This window comes from Cellulomonas sp. P22 (assembly GCF_044392165.1).
Genome location: NZ_JBISBW010000002.1, coordinates 181,346 through 206,697, shown reverse-complemented (window position 1 = coordinate 206,697; position 25,352 = coordinate 181,346). Strand labels below are relative to the sequence as shown.

Below are 25,352 nucleotides of genomic sequence, written 5' to 3'. Positions count from 1 at the left end.
CCTGATCGACCCTGCACCGCCTGATCTCAAGGAGGAGATCCAGCATGAGCACATCGACGTCCCATGGTCGGGTCAGGAGGTCACCACGTCGCAGTGCGGTGCTGCTCCTGGCCTGCGCACTCGGCCTCTCCCTGGTGACGGTCACCGGGTCGCCGGCCTCCGCCGCGGACCCGGCCGGCACCCTCGTCGCGGGGACGGCGCCCTCCGCGGCGCTCGGCGGCACGATCAGCTTCACCACGTACCTTCCGCCCGGGTACGACACCGCGACCGAGAGCTACCCGACGCTGTACCTCTTGCACGGGCGGGGTGACACGCAGAAGGCGTGGACCCAGGTCTCGGGCGATCTCGACGCGATGATCGCCGACGGCTCCGTGCCGCCCCTGGTGGTCGTCATGCCGGACGCGCCCTGGAGCGGCGGCGGAAGCTGGTACGTCGACTCGCAGTACACCGGGACGGCCCCCGCCGCGGGCGGTCCTGGCAAGGCGGTGGAGACCGCGCTCACCCACGACCTGGTGACCTACGTCGACGCGACCTACCGGACCGTCGACGACCGGTCTGCGCGTGCCGTCGGCGGGTACTCGATGGGCGGGGCCGGGGCGCTGCGCTATGCGCTCGCGCACCAGGACGTCTTCTCGGCCGCCATCGTGCTGAGCCCCGCGGTCTACGTGCCGAGCCCGCCTGCTGACTCGTCGACCCGCGACTACGGCGCGTACGGGGTCGGCACGGCGCTCTTCGACCAGGCCCGCTACGACGCGCTCAACTACCCGGCCGCCCTGGCCGCGGTCGACCCCGCCCTGCCCGTGCACCTGTTCATCGCCGTGGGGGACGACGAGTACGCGAACCCCGCGCCCGCGGACGCACGCCACGACCTCGACCTGGAGTCCGCGCAGCTGTACAACGCCGCCCGCCGGGTACCCGGCATCACGGCCGAGCTCCGGGTGATGAACGGGGGCCACGACTGGACCGTGTGGCGGCCCGGGTTCCGTGAGGGCCTCACCGACCTGGCGAGCTACCTCCGGACGACCGCGCCGGACCCCCTCGCCGGCGCGACGTTCGGCAGCGTCGGCGACGACCGCGCCGGTGGTGTGGTCGCGTCACCTGACGGCTCTGTGGTCGTGGCCGTCAACGCCGCAGCCGCGCTCCCGGGGGTCGCCCGGGTCGGCGGCATGGACGCCGTCCTGCAGGCACGGTCCGCAGCGGGTGACCCGCTGTGGACGCACGTGCTCGGCACGACGGCCAACGACCGTGCCTACGGACTCGTCCCGGGTGCAGCCGGCGCGGTCCTCACCGCGGGCTACACGCGAGGGAACCTCGACGGCACGCACCCCAGCGGAGCCTCGGACGACGTGTTCGTCGCCGCCGTGGACTCGACCGGCCACGAGTCGTGGGTGAAGCAGCTCGGGGACCCGGCGAAGGCCGACCGCGTCTACGCGACCGCGTCCGACGGCGCAGGCGGGATCTACGTCGCCGGCTACACGTCGGGGAGCTTTGCCGGGACGCCCAGCGCCGGTGACAAGGACGCCGTCCTGGCCCGGTTCGACGGTGCGGGCAACCTGCTCTGGGCGGACCAGATCGGCAGCCCGGGCGAGGACAAGGCCCTGGCGATCACGCGCGCGGCGGACGGCGGGGCGTACGTCGCGGGCATCGCCGGCGGGGCGATGCCGGGGACGACCGGCCTCGGTGGGAACGACGGGTGGGTCGCGCGGTACAGCCCCGCCGGAGCCCGGCAGTGGGTCACGGCGGTCGGCACGTCAGCGACCGACGAGATCCTCGGCCTCGTCACCACCTCCGATGGCGTGGCCGTCGTCGGTGACACGGAAGGCGCCCTCGGCGGTGCAGCAGCGCGGGGGGACAAGGACGCCTTCGTCGCGTCGGTCGCGGCCGACGGCACGCTCGGATGGTCCACCCAGCTGGGAACCACCGGTGACGATCGCGCGGTCGCGGTGGTCGCCGACCCCTCGGGCCGGCTCCTCGTGGTCGGGCACACCGCCGGGCGGATGGCCGGCGGCGTCGGGGGCGTGGACCTGTTCCGCGTGGCCGTGACACCCGGGGGCACGCCGGGACCGGTCACCCAGTTCGGGACAGTGGAGCGCGACGGCATGGACGACTACGACAGCAACCTGTTCTTGGCGTACGACGGTGCCACCACCGCATGGCTCAGCGCCTTGACCTACGGTGCGGCCGACGGCGACGTGAACGCCGGCGCCGGTGACGTCCTGCTCACCTCCGTGCCTTTCGGCACGGCCGCCCCGGTCGTGACGCCAGGCGTCACCGATCCCGGCAGCGCGGCGATCGTCCCGCCGGATTCCGACGGAGGCACCCCGGCCGCGCAGTCGACGCCCGTCGTGCGTCACGGCTTCCTGAGCTCGACGGGGTTCGATCCGCTGCGTATCGCGGTGCTCGCAGGCTCGTTCCTGCTCCTGGGCACGGGCGCGGTCGGGATGCGGCGGCGGGCCCGGTCGGGCGCGCCGACGCTCCTGGGCTGACGTCCCCGCACGGGAGCCCCCGTCGCAGCAGATCCGCGACGGGCTCCCGTGCGGGCCGTCAGGCGCCGACGTAGGCCGCGAGATGCTGGCCGGTCAGGGTCGAGCGGTCCGCGACCAGGTCGGCGGGCGTGCCCTCGAAGACCACCCGCCCGCCGTCGTGCCCCGCGCCGGGGCCGAGGTCGATGATCCAGTCGGCGTGCGCCATGACGGCCTGGTGGTGCTCGATCACGACGACGGACGTGCCCGAGTCGACGAGCCGGTCGAGCAGGCCGAGCAGCTGCTCGACGTCGGCCAGGTGCAGGCCCGACGTGGGCTCGTCGAGGACGTACACGCCGCCCTTCTCCGCCATGCGGGTCGCCAGCTTGAGCCGCTGCCGTTCGCCGCCGGACAGGGTCGTGAGCGGCTGGCCCAGGCTGAGGTACCCGAGCCCGACGTCGGAGAGCCGCCCGAGCACAGCGTGCGCGGCGGGGACGCGAGCCTCGCCCGAGCCGAAGAACTCCGTGGCCTCGGTGACCGGCATCGCGAGCACCTCGCTGATGTCACGCCCGCCCAGGTGGTACTCGAGCACCGAGGCCTCGAACCTCTTCCCTTCGCACGTCTCGCAGACCGTGGCGACGCCCGCCATCATCGCCAGGTCGGTGAAGACCACGCCCGCGCCGTTGCACGTGGGGCACGCCCCCTCGGAGTTGGCGCTGAACAGCGCCGGCTTGACGCCGTTGGCCTTCGCGAACGCCTTGCGGATGGGCTCGAGCAGTCCGGTGTACGTGGCCGGGTTGCTGCGCCGGGACCCCTTGATCGCGCCCTGGTCCACCGACACCACGCCGTCCCGCCCCGCGACCGAGCCCTGGATGAGCGAGGACTTGCCCGAGCCGGCGACACCGGTGACCACGGTGAGGACGCCCAGCGGGATGTCGACGTCGACGTCCTGCAGGTTGTGGGTGGATGCGCCCCGGACCTCGAGCCTGCCGTGGGGGGTGCGCACCTCCTGCTTGAGGGTGGCCCGGTCGTCGAGGTGGCGGCCCGTGAGGGTGCCGCTGGTCGCGAGCTGCTCCACGGTGCCCTCGAAGCAGACGGTGCCACCTGCCGAGCCCGCACCGGGCCCGAGGTCGACGACGTGGTCGGCGATCGTGATCGTCTCCGGCTTGTGCTCCACCACGAGCACCGTGTTGCCCTTGTCGCGCAGCCGCAGCAGCAGGTCGTTCATCCGCTGGATGTCGTGCGGGTGCAGACCGACCGTCGGCTCGTCGAACACGTAGGTCACATCGGTGAGCGAGGACCCCAGGTGGCGGATCATCTTGGTGCGCTGCGCCTCACCGCCCGAGAGCGTGCCCGACGCCCGGTCCAGCGAGAGGTACCCGAGCCCGATCTCGGTGAAGGCGTCGAGCAGGTCCCGCAGCGCCCCCAGCAGCGGTGCCACCGACGGCGCGTCCAGGTCACGCACCCACCCGGCGAGGTCGCTGATCTGCATGGCGCACGCGTCGGCGATGTTCACGCCGTCGATCCGTGACGAGCGCGCCCCCTCGTTGAGCCGGGTGCCGCCGCACTCGGGGCACGACGTGAACGTGACCGCCCGGTCCACGAACGCCCGGATGTGCGGCTGCATCGCCTCCCGGTCCTTCGACAGGAACGACTTCTGGATCTTCGGGATCAGGCCCTCGTACGTGAGGTTGACGTTGTCGACCCTGATCTTCGTCGGCTCCTTGCGGAGCAGGTCGTCGAGCTCCGTCGGCGTGAAGTCGCGGACCGGCTTGTCAGGGTCGAAGAACCCGCAGCCGGAGAAGATGCGCCCGTACCACCCGTCGACGCTGTACCCCGGGACCGTGATCGCACCCTCGAGGAGCGACTTGTCCGCGTCGTACAGCTGGGTCAGGTCGAAGTCGGTCACCCGCCCCATGCCCTCGCACCGCGGGCACATCCCGCCTGTGATCGAGAAGCTCGCCCGCGACGCCTTCTGCGAGCCACGCTCGACGGTGATCGCCCCGGCACCGTGGGCCGAGGCCACGTTGAACGAGTACGCCTGGGGCGAGCCGACGTGCGGCACCCCGAGCCGGCTGAACAGGATCCGCAGGAGCGCGTTCGCGTCCGTGGCCGTGCCGACGGTCGAGCGCACGTTGGCGCCCATCCGCTCCTGGTCGACGATGATCGCCGTCGTCAGCCCTTCCAGCAGGTCCACGTCCGGCCGAGCGAGCGTCGGCATGAAGCCCTGCACGAACGCGCTGTACGTCTCGTTGATCATCCGCTGCGACTCCGCAGCGATCGTGTCGAACACCAACGAGCTCTTGCCCGACCCGGACACGCCGGTGAACACCGTCAGCCGACGCTTCGGGATCTCGACGCTCACGTCCCGCAGGTTGTTCTCCCGTGCACCCTGCACACGGATCAGGTCGTGCACGTCGGCGGCGTGCGGCGCGGGTGCGTGCGGGTCCGACTCCGTGGCACTCATCGTGTCTCCGTCCCCCTGGGTGGAGCGCGCTCGCGGTCAGCGCGTCCTCGCCGGCGTCTTGCCGGGCTCACCGGGGCACAGTGCCATCCGGGATCGCGCACCGTCCACCGTGGTCGCTCGTGGCGAGGCACGGCCGGTCGGACGAGCACCCGAGCGCGGGGCTGACGTGTCGCCGCGTCAGCCCCGCGTGCCTGTCAGAGGGGACAAGGACGCCTTCGTCGCGTCGGTCGCGGCCGCCGGCACGCTCGGATGGTCCACCCAGCTGGGGACCACCGGTGACGATCGCGCGGTCGCGGTGGTCGCCGACCCCTCGGGCCGGCTCCTCGTGGTCGGGCACACCGCCGGGCGGATGGCCGGCGGCGTCGGGGGCGTGGACCTGTTCCGCGTGGCCGTGACACCCGGGGGCACGCCGGGACCGGTCACCCAGTTCGGGACAGTGGAGCGCGACGGCATGGACGACTACGACAGCAACCTGTTCTTGGCGTACGACGGTGCCACCACCGCATGGCTCAGCGCCTTGACCTACGGTGCGGCCGACGGCGACGTGAACGCCGGCGCCGGTGACGTCCTGCTCACCTCCGTGCCTTTCGGCACGGCCGCCCCGGTCGTGACGCCAGGCGTCACCGATCCCGGCAGCGCGGCGATCGTCCCGCCGGATTCCGACGGAGGCACCCCGGCCGCGCAGTCGACGCCCGTCGTGCGTCACGGCTTCCTGAGCTCGACGGGGTTCGATCCGCTGCGTATCGCGGTGCTCGCAGGCTCGTTCCTGCTCCTGGGCACGGGCGCGGTCGGGATGCGGCGGCGGGCCCGGTCGGGCGCGCCGACGCTCCTGGGCTGACGTCCCCGCACGGGAGCCCCCGTCGCAGCAGATCCGCGACGGGCTCCCGTGCGGGCCGCGTCAGTCCCGCGGGCCTGTCAGAACGGCATCTCGGTCGTGACCTGGTCGTCGGTCGGTGCCGTCACCAGGGCGCCCGCGCCGAGGTTCGTCACGGTGATGGTCGTGACCGACCCGTTTGAGCTCGGAGACCGTCTTGCGCGGGATGTCGTCGCCGTCGACCCAGTACGCGGCCGTCCTGAGCGTCGCCCCGGTCGGCGCCCCTGAGATGCTCGACTGCGGGTGACCAGGCGGCCGCGGCCCGTGCTGGCGCCGAGCTCGGCGGTGGGGTGGGTTGGCTGCTCGTCGCACGACGTCGATGACCGAGAGCAGGAACGCGATGATCACGCCGCGGACGGCGCCGACGGTGAGGACCGCGACGAAGCACACGGCGGCGATGAGAACTCGCCGGACGTTGTCATTCCCCGTGCCAGTCGGCAAGCAGGCTCCTGCGGCCGCCCGACTCAGGTGGCCCCAGGTGCGAACGGATGACACAGCGGAAGCCGATGTGCGTGGTTGCTGAGTCGATGGCCTGCGGTGACCGCGCAGCGGGGCGGTACCGCAAGCAGTACTCCGGGGCGCACAGGTGCGACCCGCCCTTGAGGACCTTTCGGACCGCGGGATCGACGGTGGACGCGGCGTGCATGCTCGCTGTCGTGCGTGCCTCCACAGCCGAGGGCGCGCAGCACGACGAGGTGGCATGTGCGTCGACGTCGTGCCGCTCGGTGTACGGGTCGGCGGTCCACTCCCAGACGTTCCCGATCATGTCCACGAGCCCGAACTCGTTGGATGCAAATGTGCCGACCGGCGAAGTACCGGCCCAGCCGGCCGCGCCCAGATTCTCGTAGGGGAAGCGGCCCTGCCAGGTGTTGGCCCGCAGGTCGCCATCTGGTCGTGCGTCATCGCCCCAGGCGAAGTCCTTGCCGACGAGACCGCCCCGTGCGGCGAGCTCCCACTCGGGCTCGGTGGGCAGCGATCTGCCGGCCCACGCGGCATAGGCCGCGGCGTCGACGTAGCTGACTTGCACCACCGGGTGACTCGTCTTGCCGGCGAGGTCCGATCCCGGGCCGAAGGGGTGCCGCCACGAGGCGCCGGGCTGCCAGTGCCACCACTGCCGCCAGTTCGTGAGCGGGACCGGACCGCTCGTCGGTCGGAACACGAGTGCGCCGGGCTGCAGATCTTCGACGGCGACATCGGGGTAGAACACGGGGTCGAGCTGCTGCTCGGCCACCGTGACGTAACCGGAGTCGTCGACAAACGCAGCGAACTGCGCATTGGTCACCGGGTGGGTCTCGATCCGGAAGCCGTGCACGACAACCGTGTGGACGGGTTGCTCGTCCGCGTAGTACCCGGTCGAGCCCATCAACAGCTCGCCACCCGGTATCGCGACCACCGCGGTCAGCTCTCCGCTGGGCACAGCTCAGCAGCCAGAACCTGATGATGAACAGGAAGAGATCGAGCATCTAGAGCAGTACGTCGCCCTTGCTGAACGTCGTCGACACATCTATTGCGACTCCTTCGTGGTGGTGTGACTCTCGACGCCGCGCCCAGGGGAGCGAGGGGTGTGAACCCCGCTCCGGCGAGTCCGGCCTACTGGCGAGCGAGTGCGATGCGGAGGCGTTCGTCGGGGTCGATGAAGTGGTCGTGGTCGTCGTCGCCGAGGTCGATCCGCACCCAGTGGATCTTCCCGGTGAACCGGCTGGTGGCGGCCGTGTAGTCGGGACTCACCGTGGTCCCGGACTCGTAGCCGATGTCCGTCGTCTCGTCGGCGGAGAACACCATCGGCTGCGTCATCGCGACCCGACCCGTACCGACCGCTGTGCCGTCGTAGAAGAGGGTCACGTCCCCGCCCTTGGCGAGCCCGCCCCCGTCGTAGGCGAACTCTGCGCGCACCTGGTGCGTCCCGGACGGGATGGGCTGTTCGGCCGGGACCGAGAACTCATGGATGCCCAGGACGTTGTAGACGAACGTGAGCCGGCCGTCCTTGAAGTAGACGCTCCACCCGCCGAACCGGCCCCCCTGGGCGATCACGACGCCGTGCACGCCACCGGGCGAGACGTTGACCTCGGCGGTCACGGAGAACGACTTGTTCTTGATGCTGACCACGCTGTTCTCCGACAGCCGCCCCATGCCCGGGAAGAACAGTTGCGACGAGCCGCGGATCAGGGTCGGCCGACCCGCCATCGACGGCTCCAGCCGCTCGCCGGTGCGGTCGTCGAGCGGAACGACGTTGTACTTCACCGCCTCGATCAGCCATAACCGCTGCAGCTTGGCCAGGAGGTCGGGATGCTCGGCCGCGAGGTTGCGGGCCTGGCTGTAGTCGGTGGAGCCGTCGTAGAGCTCCCAGACGTCGTCGTCGAACGCGGGCAGGTTGCCGCCGACCATCAACCACGGAGTCTTGTGCTTGGTGACCGCGCTCCAGCCGCGGTGGTAGATGCCGCGGTTACCGAACATCTCGAAGTACTGCAGGTCGTGGCGCTCCGGGGTGTCGGGCTCGTTGAACGCGAACTGCATGGAGGTGCCCTCCATGGGCGACTGCATCACGCCGTTGACCATCGTCGGCTCGGGCAGGCCCGCGGCCTCCAGGATCGTCGGAGCCACGTCGATGACATGTGTGAACTGGGAGCGCAGCCCGCCCTTCTCGGTGATCCCGTGCGGCCAGTGCACGATCGTCCCGTTCCGGGTGCCACCCCAGTGCGAGGCCACCTGCTTGGTCCACTGCAGCGGCGAGCACATCGCCCAGGCCCAGCCCACCGCGTAGTGGTTGTACGACGCGGGTGAGCCGAACTCGCCCATCTTGCTGCGCATGAACTCCGGCGTCTCGAGCGCGGCCATGCCGTTGAAGTTGGCCATCTCGTTGAACGCACCGTTCACGGTGCCCTCGGCAGACGCCCCGTTGTCGCCGACGATGTAGTACACGAGCGTGTCGTCCATGACGCCGAGGTCCTCGATGGCGTCGAGGAGCCGGCCCACGTGGTGGTCCGTGTGCTCAAGGAACGCGGCGTAGACCTCCATCTGACGGGCCAGCACCGGCTTGAGCTCCTCGGGCATGTCGTCCCACGCCGGGATCTCGTCGTGCCGCGCGGTGAGCTCGGTGTCGGCTGGGATCACACCCAGCTCCTTCTGCCGCGTGAACGTGCGTTCACGCTGCACGTCCCAGCCGTCGTCGAACCGCCCGGCGTACTTGTCGATCCAGTCCTTCGGCACGTGGTGCGGTGCGTGCGTCGCACCCGGGGCGAAGTAGACGAAGAACGGCCTGTCGGGCATCAACGCCTTCTGCTGTCGCACCCAGGTCACGGCATGGTCGGCCAGGTCCTCAGTCAGGTGGTAGCCCTCCTCGGGCGTCGCCGGCGGGTCGACGGGTGTCGTCCCGTCGTACAGCGCCGGCTCCCACTGGTTGTTCTCGCCGCCGATGAACCCGTAGAAGGTCTCGAACCCACCGCCGCCTGACGGCCACGCGTCGAACGGGCCCAGCGGTGACGACTGCCACACCGGGACCTCGTGGCACTTGCCGAACTGCGCGGTCGAGTACCCGTTCAGCTTGAGGGTCATCGCCAGGGGCGCCTTGGTGTTCGGTCGCAGCGAGCTGTTGCCCGGCGCGGATGTCGCCGTCTCCGTGATGCTGCCCATGCCGACCGAGTGGTGGTTGCGGCCGGTCAGCATGGCCTGCCTGGTGGGCGCGCACAGGGCGGTGGTGTGGAACCGGTTGAACCTCAGCCCTCCGGCCGCCAACCGTTCGGCGTTCGGCGTGGCGCACGGGCCACCGAACGCGCTCGACGCCCCGAAACCCACGTCGTCGAGCAGCACGATCAGCACGTTCGGCGCTCCCTGCGGCGGGAGCAGGGGCTCAATCGGCGGGAAGGTCGTGTCGGGGTCCTTCGCGTCGTACGTCGTCAGCCTCGGCGCCGGGCGGTCCGGGATGGGGAGCATCGTGCGTGCGTGCCGGTCAGCGCTCATGACGGTTCTCCGCAGGCTCTGTGACGTCGATCGGTCGTCTTGAAACTAGGCGCACCCGAATGAGGACACATCACGCATAACGCGTGAGAACGTCGTTGGCGGAACCACCAGGACGAAATGTTGAGCGGACCACCGGCTGTGCCTACGCTGCGAGAGTGACCGAGGTCCCCGGCGGGCTACCCGCGACCGCCGAGCTGGACCGGGTACTCCTCGACACCAAGCTCGCAGTGCCTCGACCACGCTCAGGCTGGGTCGCCAGGGCGCATCTGATCGAGCGCGCCCGGACCAGCGGATGCCGAGTTGTGAGCGTGACGGCGCCGGCCGGATATGGCAAGTCGACCCTGCTGGCCGAATGGGCGTTGCGCGAGGACCGGTACGTGGCGTGGGTGTCGCTCGACCGGCTCGACGACGATCCTGCTGCGCTGCTCACGCTGCTCGCCGCCGCGGTCGAAAGGATCCCGGGCGGAGATCTCGGGCTTGCCTCCGAGCTGGTCGGCATCGGCGTGTCCCCGCTGGGTCGCGCTGCACCGCGGATGGCGGCGGTGCTCCGTGCGAGCTCGGTGCCCTTCCTGCTCGTCCTCGACGACCTGCACGAGGTGCGTTCGGCAGAGTGCCACGACATCCTCGGCGTCGTGCTGGCAGGTATCCCGGACGGTTCGCAGGTGGTCTCGGCGAGCAGGACAGAGCATCCGCATCTTCCCCGGCTGCGCGCCACCGGGGACGCCATCGAGCTCACCGCATCGGACCTAGCACTCGACGCATCGGGTGCCGAGCAGATCTTCGCGACGTCACACGTCACAGTGACCCCGGAAGCAGCCGCTCTCCTGACCGAACGCACGGAGGGCTGGCCGGTCGGGATCTACTTGGCGTCGCTGATCGCACGCGACGACGCAAGTGGCGCGGTGCCGATGTTGACGGGGGAGGACCGATACGTCGCCGACTTCCTGCAGCGCGAAGCGCTGATGCGGCTGCCAGAGCACACGCAGCAGTTCTTGCGACGGACTGCCGTCCTGGACCAGATGTGCGCGCCGTTGTGCGACGCGCTCGTCGACGATCCTGCTGCCCCCCGAGCGGTGGAGGAGCTGCGCAACCTCGAGGCCTCCAGTCTCTTCCTGATCCCTCTGGATCGCCGCCGAGAGTGGTTCCGATATCACCCCCTCTTTCGAGAGTTCCTTCTCGGCGAGCTGGCCCGTATCGAGCCCGAATGTTCAATGAAGCTTCACTTGCGCGCTGCCGACTGGTTCGAGTCTCACGGCTCGATGGCCCGGGCGTTGGAGCACCTGCTGCGGACCAGCGAGCTGGAGCGGTGCGTGCACCTCGTCACGCAGCTGGTAGTCCCGACGTGGGCGGCCGGACAGGTCGGGACGGTTCAACGCTGGCTGCGCACCCTCGGCGACGTCTCGGTGGCCGGGTACCCCCCGTTGGCCGTGCTCTCCGGCTACATCGCCGTGTTCACCGGCAACGCCGTGGACGCAGAGCGGTGGGCCGCGGTCGTCAAGGCGTCCTCGTTCGACCTGGTCCCGCTGGACGGTTCCTCGTCGTTCGACTCGGCCCGGGCCATGCTTCGGGCAACGATGTGCGCGGACGGCCCCGAGAGGATGCTCGCGGACGCCGCGATGTCGATCGAGCTGGAACCCGAGTGGAGCCCGTGGCGGGACAACGCCTTGCTCCTGCTGGGCGAGGCCCACCTCCTGCTCGGCGACGTCGACCGCGCGGCGAGTCTGCTCGAGGAGGGCAGCGTCGCGGGCGATCGCATCGGCAACGGCGACTCGGTCGTCTTCTGCGAGGCCGAGCTAGCCCTGCTCGACATGGACCACGGGCGTTGGACGCAAGCGGGAATCCGGGTGCGACGCCTATTGGGCGTGATCGACGAGCACCGGATGCACGACTACGCCGTGAGCATGCTCGGGTTCGCCGCAGCGTCCCGCCTGTACGTGCACAACGGTGACATCGCCGAGGCGAACCGGCACCTCACCCGCGCGATGCGTGCCCGGCGCCTGTGCACCCACGTGCTGCCGTTCGTCGCCGTACGCGGCCGGGTTCAGCTCGCGCGGACCTGCGCTGCCCTTGGTGACCACGCCGCCGCGCGCCACCTGCTGCGTGAGATCGACGATCTCCTGTTGCTCCGGGCCCACCTGGGGACCCTTCTCCGCGAGGTCACCGACCTGCGAGCGGCACTCGACGCGAGCGAGCACCTAGGCGCGACCGGCCGCTCCCCACTCACCCCTGCCGAGCTTCGCGTCCTGCCGTATTTGCAGACGCACCTGACGATCAAGGAGATCGGCGAGAGACTCTTCGTCTCGCGGAACACTGCGGGCTCGGAGATCGGATCGATCTACCGCAAGCTCGGCGTCTCGACGCGCAGCGACGCCGTGGTGCAGGCCGTCAGGATCGGCCTGCTGGGGGATTAGCGGGTCAGGTGGATCCCCCCGGGTCCGTGTCGAACGGGTCGTAGCCGAGCGCCAGAGCAGCTTGGGTGCAGCCGTGACGACAATCGGAAGACCGACGATCGGGTGGACGCAGCCAGCACGTCGACGATCTGGGTGGGTGTGGCTCCGCAGCTCACCGCGCGGTCGACCTCCGCGCTGTACGTCGGCTCCGCACCCCCGATCGCGATCAGGGCGGCTAGCCGAACGAGGGCGGCGGCCCAGGGCTCCAGAGCGCGCAGCTCGAACTCCCTCTCAAGCAGCGCGGCGTCGTTGATCGCGAAGCGTCGCAGTCGGTCGGTGTACTCCACGCGATCACCTCATCGGGTCACTCGGCGGTTCCGTGCGGTGCGATGCCACTATGCGACCCGCCGCGAGCGCGGGTCATCACGCCGATTGCGTGAAGGTCGTGATTGCCGGACCGGAAGCTACACACTCGCGTGACGAAAGCGCCGGGGCCGCCGACAGGGTGGGAGCAGCCCTTCGTGTGTTCCGCCCGAGTCGGTCGATCGGGCGACGGGGCGGAAGGACGGGTCGAACCGCTTCCTCCCGCTGCCCGGCACACCTACGAGCTCCGGCTCAAGCACGCGATGAAGCGCCTCGCCCGCGTGCGCGGCGCTACCGCGGGCCCGACAACGAGCGTTGGCACCCGAGAAGGTCGATCAGTGTCGTGCGCCCGCTCGTGCCAGTCGGCTGCTAACTGGTCACCCCATACGTGTGAGGTGGTCGCCGCCGTCGACGTCGCTGACGCGGCCGGTTGAGTCATTCATCATCGCTCTAACCTCGAGGCTTGTTGACCGAGAGCTACAGCTGGCTGTGCTGGGCGGCCCGGCTCGGTGCCGTCACTCGTACCCGGTAAACTCAGCACCGGTCTTGATGTTCGGGTGTTGGACGATGCTCCTCTGGTAGTCGCCGACGATCTGGAATGCGACGCCCATCATCCAGCCCATATCCATCTTTGTGGCCAGCAGGTTGTACAGCTCGCCTGGGTCGCTGGCCAGGTCGAAGAGCATGGGCCATTGCGGAGTCACGATCGGCTGATCTATGCCGTCGCTGTAGCGCAGAACCACCTTGACGTTGCGCCACTTGACCGACATCAACGAACCGTCCGGACCGAAGAACAGATAGCTCTCCCGGCCGCTGGCGCTATTTTGCCCGAGCAGGAAGTTCGAGGCGTCGATGCCGTCGATGGGTCGGTCGGTGGGCACCTTGTCCGCTGCCCCGGCAAGGGAAGCGAAGGTGGCGTACCAGTCGTGCGCGGACAGCAGCTCCTCGGTGACCACACCCGCCGGAACGCTCCCTGGCCAGCGGGCCATCGCTGGAACCCGCATCGACCCTTCCCACGGCGGGGTCATGAACGAGCCGCGGAAGGGGCCGTTCGAGCCGCCTTGGATGGCCGGGATGTCCCCTGCCGCGTTGTCGCTGGAGAAGACCACGAGGGTGTTGTCGGTGATGCCCGCCTCGTCGATGCAGTCCACGATCTGTCCGACCCGGTAGTCCATCTCGGCGATGAGGTCCGCGTACTGGCCCAGGCGGGCCGGGGAGGTCTGGTCGAAGTCCGGGTGCGCACGCTCCGGCGGGTGCATGTGTGAGAGCCCGACGTAGGTGAAGAACGGCTTGTCCGCAGCAGCCTGGCGGGTGATGAAGTCGGTCGCCTTCTGCACGATCAGCTCGTCCAGCAACGGTCGCACCTCCAGATTCAGCTCGCGCACGGCGGTCTGCGCACCACCTTTGGTGCCCTCCCAGAGCTGCGGCGGTTGAATTCCCTTGGCCTTGGCGATCGCGTCAAACGTGGCGTAAGACGTCCAGCCGGCCTCGTCGACGCTGTTGCGATAGCCCCACCACTCGTCGAAACCCTGGTCCGTCGGCAACCGGCCCTCGGTGTCCCCGCAGTGCCACTTGCCGAACAGCGACGTCGCATAGCCAGCCTCGGAGAGCAGGTCGGCGATCGTGTACTCCCAGGGCGCCAAGCCCGCTTTCCCTTCCCCTGCGAACGGCACCCGGAACGTACCCGACCGCACGGACTGGCGACCGGTCAAGATGGCCGAGCGCGTTGGCGTGCACTGCGACTCGACGCAGTAGTTGTTGAACCGGATGCCCTCGCCGGCTAGCCGGTCGATGCGCGGCGTCGGCGTACTCCCGCCGTAGACGCCGAAGTCGCCCCAGCCCACGTTGTCGCACAAGATGAACACCACGTTCGGCGTTCTCGCCATCGCGGCACCTCCCTAGTGCGGGCGGTCGTCGCCCGCTCACGCTCAGGATCGCGCACCACCCCGGTCGTCGCATCGCCCAAAGTAGGTGAAACCGGGCAGCTGGCCCGAGCTCGATGACGCTCTTCGTCATGGGCCCGGCGAGAGGAGGTCGCCTCACTGGGAGCCCGACGAGTGGCGAGGTCCCAGCGACGTGGATCGTTGCGATCCCGGCGACCCCACCTCGGTTGTCCTCCGTCCTGGGCGTCATCCGGAACCCCGGCGACCCGAGCGTGCGACTCCTCGGCGTGTCCAAGTCCGACCTCAGACCCGACGAGCTGCCCGCCTGGCGGCGATGAGCGAAGCTCGACGAGCTCGAGCCTGTGCACGCGCCCGCCCTCCGCGTGCTGACCTGGCAGCAACGGCTCGACCAGAAGCGCGAAGCAGTCGAGGAAGCGGATGCGCGAGGAGATTGCGAGGCGGGAATTCGTCGAGACGATCGTGCGGCAACACCGCGCCGGGGCCTACGCCGAGCGGGCATCGGAGCGCGAGCGATGTCCAGTCCGTCGTGTCAGCAGCGCGAACACGATCGTTGGCACGATCAGTGCGTACATGCCTGCGGTCGCGGGGAGCCCGGCGATCTGGGCGTACCCGATGTTCAAGGGGACAGCCAGGGCGAGGAGCATGACGCCGGCTGACGCCTCGCGCAGCGCACTGCCGGGACCGATCCCGGCAAAGCCCGAGAGCAGGGACACGCGGGGAAGGGCGGCCATTACGGGCGGCTCGAGTGGTCGTGTGGCTGGGGTACGCCGTGTCTCGCTCCGCGACCTCTCCGGGGAGCCACCCGGAGTCGGGCCTCGAGCTCGCCCGACGTCGTCATTGCCCGGCCTGTCGGCAAGCAGGCTCCTGCGACCGCCCGACTCAGGTGGCAGGTGCGAACGTGATCACCCGCGTCAGTGGACGGAGCAGGTGGCGTCGCACTGGGGCGGGACCCGCAACGCGACGATCGTGCACTGGCCCAACGGGATCGAGGACCTGGGTGGGCTGCGGTCGCAGTTCGTGCATGTCATGACGTCGCTCCGACGATCTTGGAGGCGGCCGGGCTGCCTGAGCCGACGATGGTGAAAGGGGTGCAGCAGTCGCCCATGGAGGGCACGAGCATGCTGTACACGTTGAACGGCGTGGACGCGCCGGAGCAGCATGATCTGCAAGTACTTCGAGATGTTCGCCAATCGCGGGATCTATCACCGGGGCTGGAGCGCGGTGACGAAGCACCGCACGCCGTGGGTCATGGTCGGTGGTGATCTCCCGGCGTTCGACGACGACGTGTGGGAGTTGTACGACGGCACGGCCGATTACAGCCAGGCCCGCGACCTGGCCGCCGACAAGCCGGACATGCTCGCCAAGTTGCAGCGACTCTGGCTGATCGAGGCCACCAAGTACAACGTGTTGCCCATGGACGACCGCACCGCAGAGAGAATCGTCCCAGAAATGGCTGGCCGACCAACGCTGATCAGTGGGAACTCGCAACTGTTCTTCCTTGGCATGGGACGTCTGTCGGAGAACAGCGTCGTCAGCATCAAGAACAAGTCGTTCTCGATCACCGCGAAGGTCAATGTCCCCGCAGGCGGGGCGGAGGGCGTGATCATCGCTCAGGGAGGACGGTTCGGCGGCTGGTGTCTCTACGCCAAGGACGGCAAGGCCAAGTTCGTCTACAACGTCCTGGGCATCCAGGAGTTCGCAGAGGCCGCCACGGCGATCCCCGAGGGCAAGCACCAAGTGCGGATGGAGTTCGCGTTCGGCGGCGGCCTGGCCAAGGGCGGCAACGTCTCTCTCTACTACGACGGCAACGCTGTCGGCACCGGCCGAGTCGGAATGACGCAGCCGGTGGTCTTCTCGGCCGACGAGACGACCGACATCGGGAGGGCTGAGTAAAGCTGCCTGTAGAAGGCTCGGGGCTGCATCTCGATGCCTGCGCTCGCAGATCTATGCACGACCGGGTGCGGCGATCTGGAGGGACGTTGCTACACCCGTTGCTACATTTCGCCTCAGAGCAAGGGAAAAGGCCGCCTCGGAGTCTTCCGAAACGGCCTCTGACCTGCGGTAATGGTGGTGGGCGATACTGGGATCGAACCAGTGACCTCTTCCGTGTCAGGGAAGCGCGCTACCGCTGCGCCAATCGCCCAATGCAGTCCTGCGAGGTGGAGATGGGATTCGAACCCACGTGGACGGCTTTGCAGGCCGCTGCCTAGCCACTCGGCCACTCCACCGCTGAGAAGCGTTCCTCAGTGGTGCACACGTGCCCCGATCAGAACTCATCTCCGAGCGGACGACGGGATTCGAACCCGCGACCCTCACCTTGGCAAGGTGATGCTCTACCACTGAGCCACGTCCGCGCGACCACGTGGGCCGGTCTCCCGGCGCTTCAGGCGCGACCAGAACTCTAGCCGATTCTGGGGGGTGCTCGGGTCACCCGGCAGGCGCTGTGACCTGCAGCGCCGGTCATGGGCCTCCCGTGGTGCCCGGCTGCCCGATGATCCTGCGGATCTGCGGCGCGGCGCGGCGTGCATCACACCGCCGCGGTGGTCGCCCGGATCATCGGGGCAGGGGAGCGGGGCCGATGCGTGCGCGTGGTGCCGGTGCCCGGATGCCCGGATGCCCGGCGCGCTCGGCGGTCCGGCGGCGGCCGAAGCCTCGCCACGCAGCGTCGTCACGGCGAGCGGCGTCCCTGGGCAGTGCACCCGGGCAGGTCTGTGGTGCGGCGAGGACAAGGTCCCCGGTCTGATGCCTGCGCCGTTGGTATCGTCGGGCACCGTGCCCCCCACGACCGCGCCGACCGGCGACCCCACCCGCTCCGAGTTCGACAAGATGGTCGCGGGGGAGTGGTACCGCTACCGGCACGGACCCGAGCTGGCCGGCATGACCACCGCGACCCAGCGCGCCTGCCGCGAGATCAACGAGACCTACGCGAGCGACCCCGACGCGGCCCTGGCGCTGTTCCGCGAGCTCGTGGGGACGGTCGGCGACGGTGTGGACTTCCGGCCGCCGGTCTACCTCGACTACGGCTCGCAGCTCCACATCGGCGACGGCACGTTCATCAACGCCGACTTCCTGGCCCTCGGCGGCGGCGAGATCGTGATCGGCAAGAACGTGCTGATCGGTCCGAGCGCGCGGCTCTACACCCCGAACCACTCGCTCGACCCGCAGCACCGCCTCGAGGGCTATGAGCGGGTCGAGCCCATCGTCATCGGCGACAACGTGTGGCTCGGCGGCAGCGTCGTGATCTGCCCGGGCGTGACGATCGGTGCCGGATCGGTCATCGGCGCCGGTGCTGTCGTCACCAAGGACGTGCCGGCGGGCGTCCTCGCGGCCGGGAACCCGGCTCGGGTGATCCGCACCCTCGCCTGACCGCGCGAGCGCCGTACCCGCCGCCGGCTGGCACGAGGGCGGCGCTGTCGTCTTTGGCGCCGCAGGGTCGAGCGCCCTGGCAGCTGCCACCGCGGTCCGGTTGGTGGCGGGCGGGCTACCGTTGCGTCCGGTCCAGCGATTCGGGTGGATTGCCCCGACGGTGAAGGGGACAGCGATGAGTGGCATGTCGTCGGCCAGGGAGGAACGGCACGAGCGCGCCGGTGTCGTGGTGCGCGCGGCGGTGTCCTCCGACGTGCGCGCGATTGCCGAGTTCCAGACCGCGTGCTGGCGTGAGGCGTACCTGGACCTGGTTCCGCGGAGCTATCTCGATGGCGTTGACGCGGACGCTCGTGAGATGCGCTGGCGCGAGAGGGTTGTGACAGGTACGCGCCACGTTGCCGTCGGTCGTGTCGCAGGCTCGCTCGCGGGCGTCGTCAGCTGGGGTGACTCCGCCGACTCGGGGATCCCGCCGCTGGAGCTCAAGAGTCTGTACGTGGCTGCGGCGTATCACGGCACCGACGTGGCCGCGGCACTCATCTCGCACGCTCTCGGTGACGCGCCCGCGCACCTGTGGGTCTTCGAGACCAACCCGCGTGCGCACGCCTTCTACGAGAAGTGGGGCTTCGCCTTCGACGGCCACCGGAAGATCGACCCCGACACCGGCCTGTGGGAGAGGCGCCTCGTTCGCACCTGACGCTCCTGGGGTCCGCCATCGGCGTGGTCCGCAGCGCGCGGGGTGCGGAGATGCAGGACGGCCGCCCCGGGTGAACCCGGAACGGCCTCTGAACTGCACAAGATGGTGGGCGATACTGGGATCGAACCAGTGACCTCTTCCGTGTCAGGGAAGCGCGCTACCGCTGCGCCAATCGCCCGTGAGGGGTGAAGCGTGTTGCGAGGTGGAGATGGGATTCGAACCCACGTATACGGCTTTGCAGGCCGCTGCCTCGCCACTCGGCCACTCCACCCTGAGATCGTCCTCAGCGGTGCACGAGTGCCCCGATCAAGGAGTTCATCTCCGAGCGGACGACGGGATTCGAACCCGCGACCCTCACCTTGGCAAGGTGATGCTCTACCACTGAGCCACGTCCGCGCGATCACGTCACGCCGGCTCTCACCGGCGTTCTGTGTGCGTCCCAGACTCTAACTGACTCTTTCGGGGTCCGTCCAACTGGCCTCGCCCGCGGGGGCATGCCGCGGGTCGCTACGGTGACGTCGTGGCCGTGACCAGCCGTTCCGTGGCGCCCGCCCCGCAGGTCGCCGCGGCGGGCGAGGCGTGGTTCGCCGGGCTGCGCGCGCGCGGCGTGCTCGAGCAGGTCGACCTTCGTGCGGAGCCTGAGCGGCTCACCACGCCGGGGCTCTGGGTGGTCGTGGGGGAGTTCGAGGGGCGGGTGCGGGCCTGGCGTTTCGCCGAGGTCGACCGCGACCCGGGGCCTGTGATCCCGCGGCCCGGACCGTGGGCAGGTCCGTCCGCGGATGCGTGGGCGTCGTCGATGACGCGCGACGCGTACGAGGACGCCGTGCGGCAGGTGCGTGCGGAGGTGCGGCGCGGGGGTGTCTACCAGGCGAACGTCTGCCGTGTGCTCGCGGCACCGCTGCCCCCTGGTGCGGACGGCCCGCCCGATGCGCGTGCCCTCGCTGCGGTCCTCGAGGCGGGCAACCCCGCGCCGTACGCGGGAGGAGTGAGCGTCCCCGCGGGCCCGGGCATCGAGCCGGCGTGGGTCGTGAGCGCCTCGCCCGAGCTGTTCCTGCGGGTCGACGGCGACGTGGTCACGTCGGCCCCGATCAAGGGCACCGCGGCGACCGTGGACGGGCTGCTGGCCAAGGACCGCGCCGAGAACGTCATGATCACCGACCTGGTGCGCAACGACCTGCAGCGCGTCTGCCTGCCGGGGACCGTGGAGGTGACGTCGCTGCTCGCGGTCGAGGAGCACCCGGGCCTGGTGCACCTGGTCTCGACCGTCCAGGGCGCCCTCACCCCCGACGTCGTGGGTGGTGCGCGGCTGTGGTCGACCCTGCTCGACGCCACGTACCCGCCCGGATCGGTCTCGGGGGCTCCCAAGAGCGCGGCGCTGCGCGTCATCGGGGCGCTCGAGCGGGCACCCCGGGGGCCGTACTGCGGCGCGTTCGGCTGGGTCGACGTCGCCCCCGACGGTGCGGTGCGCGCCGAGCTCGCGGTGGGGATCCGCACGTTCTGGTGGGAGCCCGACCCGGGCGTCGGCGGGGTGCTGCGCTTCGGCACCGGCGCGGGCATCACGTGGGGGAGCGACCCGGCCGCGGAGTGGGTCGAGACCGAGCTCAAGGCCCGCCGCCTGGTCGGGCTCGCCTCCCGTCCGCACTGAGCGCCTCCGCACCGCACCCCGTTGTGCCGTCCGGCGGCAACCGGCGCGCGCCGCAGCTTCACCGCCCTCTCGCGCTCGTCCGGTGCCAGACTGGCAGCCATGAGCGACCCGACAACCCCCCTGATCTGGTTCGACGGGAGCCTGCGGGCCCCCGACGACCCCCTCGTGACCGCCGTGGACCACGGCCTGACCGTGGGTGACGGCGTGTTCGAGACGTGCAGCGTGGTGCGGGGCGAGGCGTTCGCGTTGACCCGTCACCTGCGTCGGCTCACCCGCTCGGCGCGCGGCCTGGGTCTCGAGGACCCGGACGAGGCCGCGATCCGCGCCGGGGTGGCGGCTGTGCTCGCCGCCTCTGGACCCGACGTCGGGCGGCTGCGGATCACGCTCACGGCCGGTCCCGGTCCGCTCGGCTCGCACCGTTTCACCGCGGGACTCGTCCCCCAGACGGTGGTGGTCCTCGCCGGTCCGGCCACGCGCTCGGACGTCGCCCGCGCGGTGCGGGTGCCGTGGGTGCGCAACGAGCGCTCGGCGGTGGCGGGGCTCAAGACGACCTCGTACGCCGAGAACGTGGTGGCTCTCGCCGAGGCGGCCCGGCACGGCGCCGACGAGGCGCTGCTCGCGAACACAGTGGGCGAGCTGTGCGAGGGCACCGGCTCGAACGTCTTCGTCGAGCGCGACGGCGAGCTGGTCACCCCGGCGTTGTCGGGCGGGTGCCTCGCCGGCATCACGCGCGAGCTGCTGCTCGAGTGGGGCGCCGAGACGGGCCTGCCGGTTCGCGAGGCCAGGCCGGGGGAGCTGCCCCTGTCGGTCCTCGACGACGTGCTCGCCGGTGGTGCGCACCTGCTGCTGAGCGGTTCGGTGCGCAACGTGGTGCCCGTGGTGCAGCTCGACGGCCACGACGTCGCGGTCGGTCCGCTGTGCGCGGCCGCGCGCGACCTGTTCGAGTCGCGGATGGTCGAGCACCTCGACCCGTGAGGCCCGGCCACGCGACAGGCCGGTCACCCCGTGAGGGGCGGCCGGCCTGTCGCGTGTGCTGCGGGGTCGGTGCTGCGGGTTCTCAGGCGGTCAGCAACGCTGCGATGAGCGCCGAGATCTCGCTCTCCATGCGGTCGCTCTCGGATCCCAGCGGGACGAGCGCCTGCGTGGCGGTGAGGAAGCGTTCGAGGGGCTCGGCCGGGGTGGCGAGCAGCGCACTGCCCTCGACCCCGCTGAGCGACAGGAGCGCGTAGTCCGGGTCCTCGTCGCGCCAGACCTGCACGTCGCCCGTACCTGCGGGGGCCTCGCTCCGGGCGAGCATGCCCTGGACGAGAAGCTCGCGGCCGAGCAGCCAGGTCGACATCGTGTGGGGACCGGTGAAGACAGCACGGACCGTGTAGGGGTCGGCTATCCGGAACGAGATCTCTGCGGTCACCGGGATCACGCTCGCGTCGGAGCTGATCAGCTGCATGGTGACGACCTCGACGACGTCGTACGACTGCTGCGTCACCGGCGTCCTCCTGATTCGCACGTGAGTGGAGTTGCCATCATGGCAGCGGGACGGCGCTTCGTGGTGAACTTCGTCCCGGAGTTCACCCATCAGGCCGCGCGGCGAGTCCGGTTCGGAATATCGCCAAACGTTGGGTAGCATTCTCGACGTCAACCACGGTGGACGGCCTGCGGGTCGTGCAGTCGTGACGACGGGCGATTGGCTCAGTGGTAGAGCGCCTCGTTCACACCGAGGAGGTCACTGGTTCGAACCCAGTATCGCCCACATCGAGAAGACCGCCTCCGGTCAGCGACATCGCTGGTCGGAGGCGGTTCTCGTTTTCGGGCCCCGTCGCCCCTCCGCAGCCCGATCTGTCACTGGGTCTCTGCGAGACGGTGACGCCCGCCTCGGGGCGGGTGAGAATGGCTGGGGGTCCCTCATCCTCAGCGTGGGGGGCGGCCGCAGCAGGGAGGGGCCCGCCCATGACGGGTGTCGCAGTGAAGACCGCGGCCGTCACCGGCCAGCTCACACTGCCCTACGCCGAGGTCGGAGACCCTGCCGGGATCGACGTGGTCTTCGTGCACGGGTACGTGGAGTCCTGGCGGTACCTCGAGGCCCTCCTCGAACGCCTGCCACCGTTCATCCACGGCTACGCCCCGACGCAGCGCGGCCACGGTGACGCCGACCGGCCTCGCGACGGCTACCGGCCCGCCGACTACGCGGCCGACCTCGTTGCCTTCATGGACGCGGTCGGCGTCCGCCGGGCAGTCCTGGTCGGGACCTCCAGCGGCGGCCTGGTCGCCGAAGTCGTCGCCGGCAGCAGCTCCGACCGGGTCTCCGGCTTGGTGCTCGTCAGCACCCCAGCCACTCTTGCCGACAAGCCCGGCGTCGCCGAGATGTGGGAGACCATCGCGCGCCTCGAGGACCCGCTCGACCGTGCGTTCGTCGAGGGCTTCGTGCGCGCCACCAGCCCCGAGAGCTTGCCCGAGGGAGTCGTCGACGACCTCGTCGACGAGAGCCTGAAGGCTCCCGCCCGAGTCTGGAAGGGCGCCATGCGCGGGCTGATCGACTCCGACGCGACCGCGATGCTGGACCGGATCACAGCACCGACGCTCCTGATCTGGGGGGACCATGACCCGGTCGTCCCACGCAGCGACCAGGACACCATCGTGAACCGCATCCGCGGCGCCAGGCTCGTGGTGTACCCGGGCGCCGGCCACGGCGTCCACCTGGAGCAGCCCGACCGGGTCGTCAACGACCTCGCCGACTTCGTCGCCGGCCTGTCCTGACGGCAGGCCGATCCTCGTGCGGCAGGTGGCGGCCCTGGTGCGACCGAGGCCGGGTCAGGAGTCGCACCGGCGGGCCGCCACGGCGCTGACGCCGCGACGGCCCGCCGTCCAGACCAACGGCCTACGAACGCGCGCCCGTCGGCTCGGGCTCGAGAGCGGCGTCAGAGGTGGTCCCGTCCGCACCGGTCGGCAGGGTCGAGGCCGGTGTGCCCGAGCTGCGCTGCGGCATGAAGCGCTCGGGTTGCGGGTGCGGCGGGCGCGTCGCCAGGTAGCGGTCCACCAGGACGTTGACCAGCAGGCCGACCGCTCCCCAGGCCACGATGACGAGCAGGTTCTGCACCACGCCGGTGCCACCGAGATAGGTCAGCGACCGCACGGCGTCCGTGGCGGCCGCCAGCGGGAGCACGCCGTGCAATGAGCGGAACAGCTCGGGGACCATGTAGATCGACATGCCACCGCCTGAGGCCGGGACGCCCGCGAGCATCATGACGAGGGTGGCGATCGGCACGCCCGCCATGCCGATCGTCCGGGTGAGGACCGCCGTGGCGAGCGAGACGGCGAGGATCGTCACGGCTCCGAAGCCGATCAGCTGCCACGCGTTGCCGTGGACCGCTCCGATGAGGACCGAGAACAGGAACCACAGCCACACGGACATGCCGACGGCCCAGCCGAGCAGCACGGGCAGCAGCTGCTGCATCGTGCGCAGGTGCGGTGCTCCACCGCGCAGCACGGAGCAGAGCAGGAAGCCCGCCATGACCCACGCCATCGCGACGTACATGCTGTTGCTGCCCTGCAGGTCGTCCTGGGTGAGGGCCGCGACGTCCACCTGCTGGAGCGACATCCCCTGGGCGTCGGCGATCTGGGTGAAGATCGTGGAGGCGGCGCGCTGCTGCGCCATGCCCGCGCCGGACGCGGTGCGCAGGACGGCGTCCTGGCCCTCGACGCCGGGCAGCACGAACGCCGCCACGACCTCCTGCTGCGTGATCGCCTCGTCGGCCGCCGCCACGGAGTCGGCGACCCGCAGGTCGACGACGTCGCCGAGCGCCTGCTGCAGCCCGGCGGCAGCCTGACCCGCCAGCTCGCTGGTCTGGCCGACGACGGCCACCGGCATGTCCCGCACCGTCGGCGCGTGCATCGTGAAGCCCATGAGGCCGACGACGAGCACGACCAGGGTGCCGGGGAACGCGGCAGCGGCGAAGTAGCGCATCTTCTTCGAGCGGAGGGGACCCCCAGGCAGCGCGGGCAGGGGGGTGTCCGCGTCCTCGAACTTCGACGCGACGGGGATGACGTCGCCGTTCTTGCGGTCCACGACGGCCGCGAGGACGAGACCGACGACGAGCCCGACACCGAGCGTGATCAGGTGTGGCGCCAGGCCGACCCCGTCGAAGTAGAGGATCGAGCGCAGGGCCTCACCTGCTGCCGGGAGCGGGAGGACGTGGTGGGCGGCCTGGAAGAAGCCAGGCATCGACTCGACCGGCAGGGCCAGGTTCGACGCCGGCATGCCGAGCACCACGAGGAGCAGCATGCCGAGCAGGACCGCCAGCGGTCCGGCGAGCTTGGTGAAGAAGAGCTGGACGAGGGCGACAGCGGAGATGGTGAGCGCGCCGACGCCGAGGAACTCCCAGTAGTGCCCTGCGACGCCCCCGACCACCGGGCCGAGCAGCAGGTAGATCACGCTCGGCACGGCGACGGCCCAGCCGGCGAGCGCGGGCAGGAAGCGGCGGAGCCGCAGCAGGTGCGGCGTGCCCATCATCATGATGCTGATCGGCACGTATCCCGCGAGCATCATCCCCATCGCGGCGAAGAGCGCGACGGTGCCGGACGAGTCGCCCGCGGGCAGCGGCGCGACGTCCTCGATCTCGGCGGACCAGCCGAGGCCCGTGGTGGTGGACACGGCCAACGTCCGCGCGGTCTGCGCCCTGGACGCACCGCCGCCGCCGGCGACGTACACGGTCGCGGGGGCACCGTCGAGGACGGGTGGGGCGATCGCGGCGGCCACGTCCTGCGAGTCGAGCAGCGCGCGCGCCTCGGCGACGGTGGCGACCATGAGCGGCTCGACCTGGTCGTCGGGGAGGGCGTCGAGCGCAGCGAAGGTGTCGTGCGCGGCCCCGGAGTCGCTGCTGGCGCCGACGACCGCGACGGGCAGGTCGGTGACCTGCGGGGCGTGCATCGTGCCGATGTAGGTCGCGTACATCATCGTGACCATGACGAACGGGAAGGCCAGGATGCCGACGTAGCCCATGATCTTGGCCTTCACGGGGGAGGGCCCTGGCTTCGTGCGTCGCGCTGCCGACGGCTCGGTGGCGGGTGGACGCGCGTCGGCAGCGATGGCTCGCTCGGCCTCGGTCTGGTCGGGATCGGGCAGCACGATGAATGGGCTCCGTTCGGTGGGGGTTCCTCCGCACTTTACGCCACGTGGCTTAAAATCAGTGCCGCTACGATCCATGACCTGTGTCACTTCGGCACGCACGCCCTG

General features: G+C 70.3%; 16 protein-coding genes and 7 tRNA genes. 10 read left to right on the top strand and 13 right to left on the bottom strand.

The features are described 5' to 3' along the window. The first annotated feature begins 134 nt into the window (after window positions 1-134). Window positions 135-2,486, top strand: coding sequence for an alpha/beta hydrolase-fold protein (locus tag ACGIF2_RS01680; protein ID WP_396042797.1), 2,352 nt, complete (start codon window positions 135-137; stop codon window positions 2,484-2,486). A gap of 58 nt (window positions 2,487-2,544) precedes the next feature. Here ACGIF2_RS01680 and ACGIF2_RS01675 read toward each other — a convergent pair whose 3' ends face one another. Beyond that, window positions 2,545-4,929: an ATP-binding cassette domain-containing protein gene (locus ACGIF2_RS01675; protein ID WP_396042795.1), complete on the bottom strand. Its 2,385-nt coding sequence runs from the start codon at window positions 4,927-4,929 to the stop codon at window positions 2,545-2,547. Between the two features lie 187 nt (window positions 4,930-5,116). Here ACGIF2_RS01675 and ACGIF2_RS01670 point away from each other — a divergent pair, with 187 nt between their 5' ends. Next, window positions 5,117-5,767, top strand: coding sequence for a hypothetical protein (locus tag ACGIF2_RS01670; RefSeq protein WP_396042793.1), 651 nt, complete (start codon window positions 5,117-5,119; stop codon window positions 5,765-5,767). A gap of 454 nt (window positions 5,768-6,221) precedes the next feature. Here the strand turns inward: ACGIF2_RS01670 and ACGIF2_RS01665 are convergent, their stop codons facing one another. Continuing rightward, window positions 6,222-7,220: a formylglycine-generating enzyme family protein gene (locus tag ACGIF2_RS01665; RefSeq protein ID WP_396042791.1), complete on the bottom strand. Its 999-nt coding sequence runs from the start codon at window positions 7,218-7,220 to the stop codon at window positions 6,222-6,224. A 173-nt stretch (window positions 7,221-7,393) separates the two neighbouring features. Further along, entirely contained in the window at window positions 7,394-9,760 is a 2,367-nt protein-coding gene (locus ACGIF2_RS01660) for a sulfatase-like hydrolase/transferase (protein ID WP_396042789.1), read from the bottom strand. A gap of 155 nt (window positions 9,761-9,915) precedes the next feature. On the opposite strand from ACGIF2_RS01660, the gene ACGIF2_RS01655 reads away from it, so the two are divergent. Continuing rightward, window positions 9,916-12,171, top strand: a complete 2,256-nt coding sequence (locus tag ACGIF2_RS01655) for a LuxR C-terminal-related transcriptional regulator (RefSeq protein ID WP_396042787.1) — start codon at window positions 9,916-9,918, stop codon at window positions 12,169-12,171. 857 nt (window positions 12,172-13,028) lie between these two features. On the opposite strand, the gene ACGIF2_RS01650 is transcribed toward ACGIF2_RS01655, so the two are convergent. After that, the gene (locus ACGIF2_RS01650; protein WP_396042785.1) at window positions 13,029-14,399 is read right to left on the bottom strand and encodes an arylsulfatase; all 1,371 of its coding nucleotides are present in this window, start codon (window positions 14,397-14,399) and stop codon (window positions 13,029-13,031) included. A gap of 500 nt (window positions 14,400-14,899) precedes the next feature. Next, window positions 14,900-15,130 carry a SulP family inorganic anion transporter gene (locus ACGIF2_RS01645; protein WP_396042783.1) on the bottom strand — a complete coding sequence of 77 codons (231 nt, stop codon included), beginning with the start codon at window positions 15,128-15,130 and terminating at the stop codon, window positions 14,900-14,902. A gap of 445 nt (window positions 15,131-15,575) precedes the next feature. Here ACGIF2_RS01645 and ACGIF2_RS01640 point away from each other — a divergent pair, with 445 nt between their 5' ends. Then, window positions 15,576-16,310 carry a hypothetical protein gene (locus ACGIF2_RS01640; RefSeq protein WP_396042781.1) on the top strand — a complete coding sequence of 245 codons (735 nt, stop codon included), beginning with the start codon at window positions 15,576-15,578 and terminating at the stop codon, window positions 16,308-16,310. Between the two features lie 175 nt (window positions 16,311-16,485). Here the strand turns inward: ACGIF2_RS01640 and ACGIF2_RS01635 are convergent. From ACGIF2_RS01635 to ACGIF2_RS01625, 3 genes are all read right to left on the bottom strand, one after another. Then, window positions 16,486-16,560: transfer RNA gene (locus tag ACGIF2_RS01635), tRNA-Val, on the bottom strand. 14 nt (window positions 16,561-16,574) lie between these two features. Beyond that, window positions 16,575-16,645, bottom strand: a tRNA-Cys gene (locus ACGIF2_RS01630). Window positions 16,646-16,699: 54 nt separating this feature from the next. Beyond that, window positions 16,700-16,771: transfer RNA gene (locus ACGIF2_RS01625), tRNA-Gly, on the bottom strand. A 418-nt stretch (window positions 16,772-17,189) separates the two neighbouring features. On the opposite strand from ACGIF2_RS01625, the gene ACGIF2_RS01620 reads away from it, so the two are divergent. Next, a complete protein-coding gene (locus ACGIF2_RS01620) occupies window positions 17,190-17,783 on the top strand; it encodes a sugar O-acetyltransferase (RefSeq protein ID WP_396042779.1) in 594 nt (197 codons plus the stop codon). A 175-nt stretch (window positions 17,784-17,958) separates the two neighbouring features. Continuing rightward, complete coding sequence (locus ACGIF2_RS01615) at window positions 17,959-18,477, top strand: GNAT family N-acetyltransferase (protein ID WP_396042777.1); 519 nt, start codon at window positions 17,959-17,961, stop codon at window positions 18,475-18,477. A gap of 103 nt (window positions 18,478-18,580) precedes the next feature. Here ACGIF2_RS01615 and ACGIF2_RS01610 read toward each other — a convergent pair. The 3 genes from ACGIF2_RS01610 to ACGIF2_RS01600 form a co-directional block, all read right to left on the bottom strand. Then, window positions 18,581-18,655: transfer RNA gene (locus ACGIF2_RS01610), tRNA-Val, on the bottom strand. Window positions 18,656-18,677: 22 nt separating this feature from the next. Beyond that, window positions 18,678-18,748 (bottom strand) — tRNA-Cys (locus ACGIF2_RS01605). A gap of 53 nt (window positions 18,749-18,801) precedes the next feature. After that, a tRNA-Gly gene (locus ACGIF2_RS01600) sits at window positions 18,802-18,873 on the bottom strand. A gap of 124 nt (window positions 18,874-18,997) precedes the next feature. On the opposite strand from ACGIF2_RS01600, the gene ACGIF2_RS01595 reads away from it, so the two are divergent. Next, window positions 18,998-20,122 (top strand): chorismate-binding protein, encoded by a 1,125-nt coding sequence (locus ACGIF2_RS01595; protein WP_396042775.1) that lies wholly within the window; start codon window positions 18,998-19,000, stop codon window positions 20,120-20,122. A gap of 99 nt (window positions 20,123-20,221) precedes the next feature. Continuing rightward, a complete protein-coding gene (locus ACGIF2_RS01590) occupies window positions 20,222-21,097 on the top strand; it encodes an aminotransferase class IV (protein WP_396042773.1) in 876 nt (291 codons plus the stop codon). 82 nt (window positions 21,098-21,179) lie between these two features. On the opposite strand, the gene ACGIF2_RS01585 is transcribed toward ACGIF2_RS01590, so the two are convergent. After that, a complete protein-coding gene (locus ACGIF2_RS01585) occupies window positions 21,180-21,608 on the bottom strand; it encodes an SsgA family sporulation/cell division regulator (protein WP_396042771.1) in 429 nt (142 codons plus the stop codon). A gap of 192 nt (window positions 21,609-21,800) precedes the next feature. On the opposite strand from ACGIF2_RS01585, the gene ACGIF2_RS01580 reads away from it, so the two are divergent. Both ACGIF2_RS01580 and ACGIF2_RS01575 read left to right on the top strand, forming a co-directional pair. Beyond that, window positions 21,801-21,872 (top strand) — tRNA-Val (locus tag ACGIF2_RS01580). Between the two features lie 197 nt (window positions 21,873-22,069). Next, window positions 22,070-22,876, top strand: a complete 807-nt coding sequence (locus tag ACGIF2_RS01575) for an alpha/beta fold hydrolase (protein WP_396042769.1) — start codon at window positions 22,070-22,072, stop codon at window positions 22,874-22,876. A 121-nt stretch (window positions 22,877-22,997) separates the two neighbouring features. Here the strand turns inward: ACGIF2_RS01575 and ACGIF2_RS01570 are convergent, their stop codons facing one another. Further along, on the bottom strand, window positions 22,998-25,244 hold the full coding sequence (locus ACGIF2_RS01570; protein ID WP_396042767.1) for a hypothetical protein: 2,247 nt from the start codon (window positions 25,242-25,244) through the stop codon (window positions 22,998-23,000). Window positions 25,245-25,352: the final 108 nt, after the last annotated feature.